Raw genomic sequence first — 10654 nt, 5'->3', positions numbered from 1 at the left:
CATGAGAAAGCCCATATAAATGGGTAGAGTACAAGTTGCTGTAGAAGCATTTTTAATTCGTCTGATCACAGATACTTTATAAAGTATTTTAATACTTTTTTGAATCCGTCAATGCGTAAGTCCTATTATTATATATAAAAATAAAATATCAAGATTTAGACGAACACTTCAAGACCATGCTTGAGCTCAATGCAGAAGCTGCAAGATTGACTTTTTTTAGCGCATATAAGGTGATGCGTTCAAATCATCATTGAACACCTGATTAATTTCTTGCTGTCGCTTTAACTCTGCATTTTTATAAACACTAAACCCTAAGAACACAATGCTGAGTATAAAAATTGGTATCAGTATTTTTTTCATAACAAAATTTTATTCATGTTTAAATATTTGGCTATAATAACAAAAAACTTAAACAAAAAAGTGACGTGTTTCACAATTTTATATCTTATTAAGTCATTTAATAAGCTATTTGTTCGATCAATGTTAACTTTGTAATATATTTTAGACTGATAGACAAGATAATAACTGAATGTTTTTTCGAAGCCTTTTCCGCAAAAAACCTCAAATCATAGATCATTTCACCTGCGAAATTTAAAGCACGATCAATTTCACAGACCCACCATTACATCTCGAATGAAGAAGATAAAAAAAGCCGCTGAGTTCTAAGCAGCGGCTATTCATATTCTTTTCGGTCTAAGTTTTTCAATTTCGAAATTAAGCGGCTTGTTGTTCGTCTCGCTTAAAGACCAATTCGCCCTTTAAGCTACTCTCTGCATCGAAATAATAACCATCGGTATTGAAGGACTTAATGTCTTCAATACGTTCAATTTTATTTTCCAACAAATAACGCGCCATTAAGCCACGTGCCTTTTTGGCATAGAAACTGATGACTTTATATTTGCCGTTCTTTTGGTCCAGAAAAACAGGCTTGATGATTTCGGCTTTGATTTTTGCTTCTTTTACCGACTTATAGTATTCATCTGAAGCGATGTTGACCAAAATTTCAGAACCCGCTTTTGCCAAATCATCATTAATCAGATTGGTGATGATATTGTCCCAAAACTCGTACAGGTTATGTCCACGTGGGTTTTGTAACTTGGTTCCCATTTCTAAACGATATGGCATCATTAGATCAAGCGGACGCAATAAACCATAGAGACCCGAGAGCATACGCAAATGGGTTTGTGCATATTGAAGGTCGGTATTTGCAAGTTTGTATGCATCTAAACCCGTATAAACATCACCTTTAAAGGCAAAGATTGCTTGGCGTGCATTCGCAAAATCAAAATCAGGCTGCCAATCTCGGAAGCGTTCAACATTTAATGTCGCAATTTTCTCACTGACACTCATCAAGCTTGAAATTTCACTCGCCGACAATTTACGTGCGACTGAGATCAATTCTTCAGAATGATCTAATAGTCGTGGTTGAGTAAATTTTTCAGTCGGTAAAGCGGTTTCGTAATCTAAAGTTTTTGCTGGAGAAATTAAAGCGAGCATAAACATCCTGATTAATTTTTAATTAAACAAACTATAACAGTAGAGTAATTTCAAAGCCAATCTGTGTTTTAGATAATATTAATCTGTAAACTATAGTCTCTCCCGCTTTCACATTTTAGTAATTATGTCAGAACAAATGTTCATTCAAGGGCCGATGGGTCAACTTGAAATTTTTGTTGATTATCCACAGGGTGAAGTGAAAGGATTCGCGGTAGTTACACACCCTCACCCATTGCAAGGTGGCACACCACAGCACAAAGTCCCTGTGCTTTTAGCACAAATGTTCTTAGAGCGTGGCTATGTTGTCTATCGCCCAAGTTTCCGTGGTTCTGGCCAAAGTGCAGGAATACATGACGAAGGCAATGGTGAAACCAAAGACACTATGCAAGTCATTGAATTTGCTCGTAACCAACATCCGAACCTGCCATTTTATGCAGGCGGTTTTAGTTTTGGTGCAAATGTCATGACTAAATGCTATGCCCTATTGCCAGTAGAATTGCAGCCTGTACAAACTATTTTATGTGGCCTACCAACCACAACAGTTGCAGGTGTGCGTCACTATGTGACTCCGCATATTAAGGGTGATATTTTATTTATTCATGGTGAAGAAGATAATGTCACACTGTTATCTGACTTGATTCAGTGGGCCAAACCACAGCGCCATTTAATCACGGTTTTACCAGGTGCAAACCACTTCTTTACAGGTTATCTAAAACAGCTTCGTATCGCGATTTCACGCTTTTTAGTATAAAAAATACAAAAAAATGAGTCAGCTTAACTGGCTCATTTTTTTTGCCTAGCGAACGCTCTATTCCCCCAATATTTCAGATAAACTGAACTACTCGCTTTTCGATTTATCCATTTTTTTTTGCATTAGCGATGCATAATTCGTTCAACATGTAATGACTTAAGCCGATGCTCGTTTAATTTTGATTACGCCTCAATTTTTTATCTAAAAAACCAATAATTTACTTGTTTAAATAATCAACTACAGAAATAATACCCAGAAAAATTAAGATAAAATTTAGAGGGAAAAATGAAATTTATTGTTGCTGTGATTTTAAGTCTAGGCATTGCAGCTTTGGTCTATTATTTTAATTCAACCCCATCCACAACGACAAATTTGCCAGCATCTACGGTTGCTGCGAACGATGGTCCCAAAGCCTATTTGACTGCGTCATACAAGATGAATGTCGATGGTCGTGATTTTAGCTTAAAGATGGTCTATGACTTTCCCAACAGCCAAGTGTGCGAAGCCCAACTCAACAGCACTGACACCATGAATATGATCTCAACCTTTAAGCAACGCTGTTCGAGTGACTCGGTGTGTAAAGAAGCTGAAATTTCATCTTGTTCATCTTTTACCGATCAAAAATATAAAGATATGCTCGATAAAAACTATCATGACACTCATTATATTTATTTAAGCGATAGCAAATTGACTGATCAACGTGGTGTGATCGTGTTTTGGGGACTCAATGAACAAGAGTCAGAAAAAATGTGTGACTATGTGAAAAAGAGCAATCGAACCATTAATCCAATCAATATTGAATGTCTATAACCTTGTTCAATACATTCTGTTAAAAAACAAAAAAGCAGCGCTATGCTGCTTTTTTATGGATGATTTTTAATTCAAATTTTCAGATCATTTCGTCATTTGTTTCCATTGAAACTCACTATATGACTCTTCTTCTTTTAAACTGTTTTCGACCGCTTGAGCCAATTGGTTCAATAGACTTTGCTCAGTAATACGATCTAACCAATCTTGGTCTTCATCTGGATAAGAGGTAATTTCACAGACTAGACGACCGGATTCATCCTGCCCCTGACATGTCACTGAAAGTGGCAATTCATGCTGATCGACACTGACTGCAATCTGATCACCACTTTGCGATAACGTTTGAAAGCCATATTTCTCAAGCTTACTTGCTAAAAACTCAGCCACTTGAGTTTGCGTATCAGCACTGCTTTCAACTCGATTTGAATCGCTATGGGCGGTGAATTGTAGTTTTCTCATGTATCTATCCAAAGACATTCTTGTTGTATGGTTTTAGCATAAGCAATTAAAACCAAACAGCCAAGCATTTGCTTGGCTGTTGTTGAATAAATATACAAATTTAGTGAATTATTTATTCACTTACCACAATCGTTAAACCGGCTTGAGTCGCTAGCTCTGTAAATGTCGGGAAGCTGGTCGCAACGGTTTCTGTACCCACGATATTAATTTCACCCGAAGTACGTAAACCTGCCATTGAGAAGCTCATTGCAATACGGTGGTCATGATGTGACTCAATTTGACCACCTGTGAAGATTGCACCCCACTCACCCGTTTTACCTTGACCTTCAATAATGATGCCGTCATCAGTAGGCGTGCAGTCAATACCCATAATTTTTAGGCCATCTGCCATCACTTGAATACGATCCGACTCTTTCACTCGAAGTTCAGCTGCACCGGTCAAAATGGTTTGACCTTCTGCACATGCCGCTGCAATAAACAGTGCTGGAAATTCATCAATCGCCAATGGCACTTGATCTTCTGGCATATGAATGCCTTTAAGCGTGCGTGAACCACGAATACGAATATCTGCAATCGGCTCACCACCAGCGATACGCTCATTTTCAACAGTCAGGTCAGCACCCATCTGTTTTAAAATTTCGATCACACCTGTACGTGTTGGATTAATGCCAACCGCTTCGAGTGTGACATCTGAACCTTCAGTAATCGCTGCACCCACCATAAAGAATGCTGCAGATGAAATGTCAGAGGGTACTTGAATGTCTGTACCGACTAACTTGCCGCCACCTTGAAGTGAAATGCGGTTGCCTTCTGTTTTCACGTCATAACCAAATGCACGAAGCATACGCTCTGAATGGTCACGTGTTGGTTCCGGCTCAGTGACAACAGTTTCACCTTCCGCCCAAAGACCAGCCAACAAAATACCGGATTTTACTTGTGCAGATGCCATTGGTAAGTCGTAATGAATACCTTTCAGGTTTTGACTTCCAGAAATAGATACTGGCGGCGTACCACGCTCACCTGTAGTTTGAATTTGCGCACCCATTTCACGTAATGGTTTGGCAATACGTTCCATTGGACGTTTTGATAATGACGCATCACCCGTCATCACCGAATCAAACTTTTGTGCCGACAACATGCCTGAAAGCAAACGCATTGAAGTACCTGAATTGCCCATATACAAAGCGCCTGCAGGTGCTTTTAAACCATGCATGCCTACACCATGAATAGTGACTTCGCCGTTTTTAGGGCCTTCAATACTTACACCCATATCGCGGAATGCTTGAAGGGTTGCCAAGGCATCTTCACCTTCAAGGAAACCAGTGACATGCGTTGTGCCTTCTGCAATAGCACCAAACATGATAGAGCGATGTGACACAGATTTATCACCTGGCACAGTAAATTTACCTTGGAATTGCTTTGGACCCGGTAAAATTTTGAATTGCTGTGTCGTCACTTTATTTTTCTCCATCAGTGGTTTCTTTGCGAGCATGTGATTGAAATGTTGACGTGCCGCTTGTGCATGCCCCAACAGTCCCATCAACGCTTGTGAATTTTCATCTTCAATCAGTTTGCGAAGAATAGCCAATTGTTTTTCAAAGCCATCTACCGCATTTAAAATTGCCTTTTTATTGGCAAAAAAGATGTCATGCCACATATGTGGGTCGCTTGCAGCAATGCGTGAGAAATCACGAAAACCGCCAGCGGCATAACGGAAAATATCTAAATTGTCTTCTCGGTTCGCAAGTTGCTCAACCAAGTTAAATGCCATCAAATGCGGAAGATGACTGGTATGGGCCAACACTTCATCGTGTTTTTCCACATCCATGCAAATTACTTCCGCTTTGGCAGCTTGCCACAATTGAATCAGTTTCTCTACAGCCCAATCTGCACTGCTTGGTAATGGTGTCAAAATCACTTTGTGATTAGCAAATAAATCTACCTTACCTGCATGCACACCTGTTAGTTCAGCCCCAGCAATCGGATGCCCCGGTACAAAACCAGCAGGTAATTGCTCACCATAGACTGCTTTCGCTGCATCAACGACATTGCCTTTGGTACTCCCAACATCGGTAATAATCGTCTGTTCGGATAGATAAGGTTTGATCACCTCAAGGACTTTTTGTGTCGCACGAACAGGTAAAGCCAAGACAACGAGATCTGCACCTTTGACCGCTTCAGCAGGATCGCTATAACCCTGCTGAATAAGTCCTAAAGCTTTTGCATCTTCTAAAGTTTTTTGTGAACGCGTAGACGCCACAATTTCCTTAGCCAATCCTTCAGCAATCATGACACGAGCTAGGCTTGAGCCAATTAGCCCAAGCCCAATAAAAGCAACTTTTTCAAATAGTGGTACAGACATGACTTAAGCTTTAGCCTCTAAGCCCAAAACTTTAGCCAATGCCGCTAAGAATTTAGCATTTTCAGCTTCAGTCCCAATTGATACACGTAAATGCTCGGGGATACCAACTGGACGAACAATCACACCTTCTTTTAATAAAGCATTGAAAGTCTGTGCAGGATCTGCTTTTACATTAACTAAAATGAAGTTGGCACGTGAAGGCACATACGCTAAACCTAAAGCATCAAAGCCTGACTCAAGTTGAGCCATACCCGCTTTGTTCACTACGCGTGATTTTTCAATAAACGCTTCATCTTTAAGTGCAGCAACTGCAGCCACCATCGCAAGATGGTTGACGTTAAATGGTTGACGAATACGATTAAGGAAATCCGTCACTTCAACTGAAGCCAAAGCAAAACCAACACGTAGCGCAGCCAAGCCATAGCATTTTGACATGGTACGGCTAACGATTAAGTTTGCGTATTGATCTAAGAATTTCAAGCTGTTGAAGTTTTCTGGGAAATATTCCACATAAGCTTCATCTAAAACCACGATCACATTTGCAGGTACTTTTTGCATGAACGCTTCAAATTCAGCTTCTTCAAACCATGTACCTGTTGGATTATTTGGGTTCGCAATAAAAATCAATTTAGTATTGTCTTTAATTGCCGCAGCCATTGCATCTAGGTCATGTGAAAAACCTTTTGCAGGCACTTCAATCGCTTCAGCATTAATGGCTTGTGTCACCAGACCATACACAGCAAATGCGTGTTGGCTATACACCACAGAGTCTTGCTCTGAAACAAAAGCACGAGCGAAAATTTCTAGAAGATCGTTTGAACCATTACCCAACGTAATGCGGTCATGTGCAATACCAAATTGTTTTTCAACTTGGTCTTTCAAAATAAAACCGCCACCATCCGGATATCGACCAATTTCTGCAAGTTCAGCAGCAACCGCTTCTTTCACTTTGTCAGAACAACCCAATGGGTTTTCATTTGATGCGAGTTTTACGATATCTGTAATACCCAACTCACGCTCAAGTTCACTAATTGGTTTACCTGGTTGGTAAGGCTTTAGCTTTGCAATGCCTTCATTGGCTGGGACAAACGTCATTTTACACTTCCAGTTTTTTCAAATGATGAAGGTGATCAACTCCTGATGGAATTGATCACAGTTGTGATCTTAAAGAACAGCAATCGGATATGAACCCAATACACGAATTTCTTTAACCAATGGACGAATTTCTTCAATCGCCGCTTTCACGTTTTCTTGCTCAACATGACCTTCCAAGTCCACAAAGAATACATAAGCCCATTTTTCTGGTAATGCAGGACGTGTTTCGATACTTGTTAAGCTAATATTATGCTTGGCAAACGGTGCAAGAATTTCAAGTAATGCCCCTGCACGGTCATGCGCAGAAATCAACAATGAAGTTTTATCATTGCCCGATTGCGGTACTTTCTCACGACCAATCACCAAGAAACGAGTAGTATTTTCAGGATTGTCTTCAATATTGCTATGCAAAATTTCAAGGTTGTAAATGTTCGCAGCGACTTCAGAAGCAATTGCTGCTGAGTGCCATTCATTGCGAATACGGCGTGCAGCTTCTGCATTTGAACTGAGTGCAACACGTTCTACACCTGGATAATGAGCATCTAACCAACCACGGCATTGCGCCAAAGTTTGTTGATGAGCATAAATTTGTTTAATGCTGTCTTTACGTGTGTTTTCAGACACTAAGAATTGGTGATGAATACGCAGTTCCACTTCACCAATAACATTCAGATGTGAAGATTTAAAGCAATCTAAAGTATGGTTCACTACCCCTTCAGATGAGTTTTCAACAGGCACTAAACCATAGTGCGCACTGCCTGCTTCTACTTCGCGGAATACTTCATCAATTGTTGGTAATGGGCGCACCACAGCGTCTTGACCAAAGTGTTTCAACACTGCCGAATGTGTATAAGTCCCAACTGGACCTAAGAACGCAATACTTTGCGGTGCTTCAAGGGCTAAACAAGCCGACATGATCTCACGGAATAAACGTGCCATTGTCACATCAGACAATGGGCCTTCGTTACGATCCATAACTTTGCGTAAAACTTGCGCCTCACGTTCAGGACGATAAAACAATGGATTCTCTTCTGCAGCAAATTTTGCTTTTGCCACAGCTTCAGCTAGTTTCGCACGACGGTTGATAAGTTGTTGAATCTGCATATCAACAGAGTCGATATCTTCACGAATTTGAGCTAAGTCCAGAGAAGTCGGAGTGTTTTGATCATCGTTGATCATTGTTATGTCGCCCTTCAAAAAAATTTTGCAAACAGTATAACAATAGTTAGCTTTCAAATGTTGCGCAATACGACTTTGATGGTTTCAGCCTTAAAAACATACAGTTGATTAAAGCTTCATCAGCTTAACTTAAGAGCCAAAACAGCCAAACTGATAGGTAAAGCCATAATTAAGGCAAATCTTACCTTTTGACGGCTTTATTGATCATTCATCTTGAGCAGCACAATAAATAGACCTTCTCTTTTCCTCCAAATTTGCCTCAGATCCATCTCCTTGTATAAGCCCATCAATCAATTTGTTTCATTGGTCATTTCAGTTTTAAATTTTGCTCTCAATACTTGAAGCAAAATAAAAATTTCAAAACTTGGTTTTCATGGCATAGAAATAATTTGAAACTTAAAGATGATCTATATAAACACTTGGTCATTGATCGTTTTTTCAGTGACTTAATAGGCACTTTCATCTAGTGTTTACAGTCATTGACGCATTTATTACAAAAGACACAGGTAATTCTTATCATTGCTTTGTAGTCTAAATATCAGAAAAAAAATAACAGCCCCATAGGTACAAGTATGCACAAGAAAATTGCAGTGTTAGTGACCTACGATTTTGAAGATATTGAGTATCTTGAGCCTGTGGAGGCCTTTCGAGCCGCTCGGCACAGCATTATCAATATCGAAGATCAGGTTGGAAAAATCGTTTACGGCATGAAACGCCGTTCCCAGATCACCATTGACCAAAGTATCGACGATGCCTCTGTGCATGATTTTGATGCCTTATTTATTCCCGGCGGTTATTCCCCAGAGAAACTCGCTTTAGATGACCGTTTTATCTATTTTGTACGTAATTTTGCAGATAGCCAAAAGCCGATCTTGAGCAGTTGCCATGGTCCACAGTTGTTACTAGAAGCTGGTGTCATACAAGGTCGCCATTTCGCCCAATCTGAAACACTTAAATCCGCTTTGTTAAACGCAGGTGTGGTGGTGTCGGATCAATCGGTTGTGAATGATAATAACCTATATATATCGTCTCGCAGTACTTTAGATACACCTGAATTTATTGAAGTCTGTTTGCAAGTTTTGGGGCAACCGTCATTATCATAGGTTTCAAAATATTCACGCAAAATTAAACACACAATCTAATTCAAATAAGCAAATCTATAGAAATACATCGTCTCTATAGAAATACATCCTAAAAAAAATAGCGAAGTCTTCACTTCGCTATTTTAATTTCAGCCTGATAAATTGTTTATCGACCTAAAATACTTCGTGCCACGATTTCTTTCATAATTTCATTGGTGCCACCGTAGATTTGCTGAATACGTGCATCGACAAAGAAACGTGAAATTGGATATTCGGTCATATAACCATAGCCACCAAATAATTGAAGTAGATTATGGGCCACTTTCATTTGCATATCGGTAGAAAAGCTCTTGAGTGCTGCTGCAGTTTCAACATCAAGTTTGCCTTGCATATAAAGTTCAACATTTTGATTATAAAATGCCGCTGTAGCCAATTCGTCAATCTTAGCCTGTGCCAAGACAAAACGAGTATTTTGGAACTGTCCGATCGCCTGTCCGAACGCTTGTCGCTCTTTAACATACTGCGTTGCCACATCAATGGAACCGCGAATCGCACCAATTGCAGTCGAGGCAATTGCGGTACGTTCACGCGGTAACTCTTGCATCAAGTAAGCAAAGCCTTGTCCAGCTTGACCCAAAAGTTGCTCTTTTGGCACTTTGACGTTGTCATAAAACAACTCTGAAGTGTCTTGCGCATGCAGACCAATTTTGTCGAGGTTGGTACCTTTCTTAAATCCATCCAAATGTGTATCGACTAAAAGTAATGACACACCTTTGGCACGTGCTTGTGGATCAGTTTTCGCAGCCAATACCACAAGGTCTGCATGTTGACCATTTGAAATAAAAGTTTTCGAGCCATTGAGCAGATAATGATCACCCTGCAAAATTGCACTACTGCGCATAGACTGCAAGTCCGAACCTGCTCCCGGCTCTGTCATACCAATAGCACCGACCACCTCACCTGTGACCATTTTCGGTAACCAATATTGTTTTTGTTCTTCTGAACCAATGTGCAAAATATAAGGCGCTGCAATTTCAGAATGGCATGAAATACCTGTCGATAATGCACTAAAACCTGCGCGAGCAGATTCTTCAACTAACATCAGTGAATAATGCGTTGGGACGCCATAGCCGCCATATTCTTCAGGCACATCGACACATAAAAAGCCATTTTCACCCAAGGCATTCCATACTGATCGCGGCATAATGCCTTCACGTTCCCATTGCTCATAATGTGGTGCGACATGCTCTGCCATAAAACGGCGAAAGTTATCTCGAAATAATTCTAAGTCTGCATCATAAGCCAGCATGTGTTTCTTCCTTGGTTAAGTTTGTTGTTTTGTTGAACTCCATCCTATTGCAGTTTAGAACGGCCGTCATGCCCAAAAACTAAAGCGTTCAAATTTGGCTTTAGTCCTGCATT

At 40.1% G+C, this 10654-nt stretch carries 9 protein-coding genes; 3 read left to right on the top strand and 6 right to left on the bottom strand.

Annotated elements, in window-relative coordinates; translation table 11 throughout:
- Window positions 1-714 precede the first annotated feature (714 nt).
- Complete coding sequence (gene yaaA / locus FTT98_RS13895) at window positions 715-1497, bottom strand: peroxide stress protein YaaA (protein WP_168379341.1); 783 nt, start codon at window positions 1495-1497, stop codon at window positions 715-717.
- A 124-nt stretch (window positions 1498-1621) separates the two neighbouring features.
- Here yaaA and FTT98_RS13890 point away from each other — a divergent pair, with 124 nt between their 5' ends.
- Both FTT98_RS13890 and FTT98_RS13885 read left to right on the top strand, forming a co-directional pair.
- Complete coding sequence (locus tag FTT98_RS13890; protein WP_078189088.1) at window positions 1622-2248, top strand: alpha/beta hydrolase; 627 nt, start codon at window positions 1622-1624, stop codon at window positions 2246-2248.
- A gap of 285 nt (window positions 2249-2533) precedes the next feature.
- Window positions 2534-3058 (top strand): hypothetical protein, encoded by a 525-nt coding sequence (locus FTT98_RS13885; RefSeq protein ID WP_168379340.1) that lies wholly within the window; start codon window positions 2534-2536, stop codon window positions 3056-3058.
- A gap of 84 nt (window positions 3059-3142) precedes the next feature.
- Here FTT98_RS13885 and FTT98_RS13880 read toward each other — a convergent pair whose 3' ends face one another.
- From FTT98_RS13880 to pheA, 4 genes are all read right to left on the bottom strand, one after another.
- Window positions 3143-3514, bottom strand: coding sequence for a hypothetical protein (locus FTT98_RS13880; RefSeq protein ID WP_180020847.1), 372 nt, complete (start codon window positions 3512-3514; stop codon window positions 3143-3145).
- A 112-nt stretch (window positions 3515-3626) separates the two neighbouring features.
- Complete coding sequence (locus FTT98_RS13875; protein WP_180041485.1) at window positions 3627-5876, bottom strand: bifunctional prephenate dehydrogenase/3-phosphoshikimate 1-carboxyvinyltransferase; 2250 nt, start codon at window positions 5874-5876, stop codon at window positions 3627-3629.
- 3 nt (window positions 5877-5879) lie between these two features.
- Window positions 5880-6971 (bottom strand): histidinol-phosphate transaminase, encoded by a 1092-nt coding sequence (hisC, locus tag FTT98_RS13870; protein WP_078189092.1) that lies wholly within the window; start codon window positions 6969-6971, stop codon window positions 5880-5882.
- 69 nt (window positions 6972-7040) lie between these two features.
- Window positions 7041-8150 (bottom strand): prephenate dehydratase, encoded by a 1110-nt coding sequence (pheA, locus tag FTT98_RS13865; protein WP_078194414.1) that lies wholly within the window; start codon window positions 8148-8150, stop codon window positions 7041-7043.
- 572 nt (window positions 8151-8722) lie between these two features.
- Here pheA and FTT98_RS13860 point away from each other — a divergent pair.
- Window positions 8723-9253 (top strand): DJ-1/PfpI family protein, encoded by a 531-nt coding sequence (locus FTT98_RS13860; RefSeq protein ID WP_180041486.1) that lies wholly within the window; start codon window positions 8723-8725, stop codon window positions 9251-9253.
- 145 nt (window positions 9254-9398) lie between these two features.
- On the opposite strand, the gene FTT98_RS13855 is transcribed toward FTT98_RS13860, so the two are convergent.
- A complete protein-coding gene (locus tag FTT98_RS13855) occupies window positions 9399-10541 on the bottom strand; it encodes an acyl-CoA dehydrogenase family protein (RefSeq protein WP_180020843.1) in 1143 nt (380 codons plus the stop codon).
- Window positions 10542-10654 lie beyond the last annotated feature (113 nt).

This window comes from Acinetobacter sp. YH12039, from assembly GCF_013420015.1.
Taxonomy (GTDB): Bacteria; Pseudomonadota; Gammaproteobacteria; order Pseudomonadales; family Moraxellaceae; genus Acinetobacter; species Acinetobacter amyesii.
Note: the sequence above shows the minus strand (reverse complement) of the source record. Positions and strands in the feature narration are given on the sequence as shown.

Coding starts and splice junctions, on each gene's coding strand:
- yaaA (WP_168379341.1), bottom strand. CDS start 1,497: ATGCTCGCTTTAATTTCTCCAGCAAAAACTTTAGATTACGAAACCGCT.
- FTT98_RS13890 (WP_078189088.1), top strand. CDS start 1,622: ATGTCAGAACAAATGTTCATTCAAGGGCCGATGGGTCAACTTGAAATT.
- FTT98_RS13885 (WP_168379340.1), top strand. CDS start 2,534: ATGAAATTTATTGTTGCTGTGATTTTAAGTCTAGGCATTGCAGCTTTG.
- FTT98_RS13880 (WP_180020847.1), bottom strand. CDS start 3,514: ATGAGAAAACTACAATTCACCGCCCATAGCGATTCAAATCGAGTTGAA.
- FTT98_RS13875 (WP_180041485.1), bottom strand. CDS start 5,876: ATGTCTGTACCACTATTTGAAAAAGTTGCTTTTATTGGGCTTGGGCTA.
- hisC (WP_078189092.1), bottom strand. CDS start 6,971: ATGACGTTTGTCCCAGCCAATGAAGGCATTGCAAAGCTAAAGCCTTAC.
- pheA (WP_078194414.1), bottom strand. CDS start 8,150: ATGATCAACGATGATCAAAACACTCCGACTTCTCTGGACTTAGCTCAA.
- FTT98_RS13860 (WP_180041486.1), top strand. CDS start 8,723: ATGCACAAGAAAATTGCAGTGTTAGTGACCTACGATTTTGAAGATATT.
- FTT98_RS13855 (WP_180020843.1), bottom strand. CDS start 10,541: ATGCTGGCTTATGATGCAGACTTAGAATTATTTCGAGATAACTTTCGC.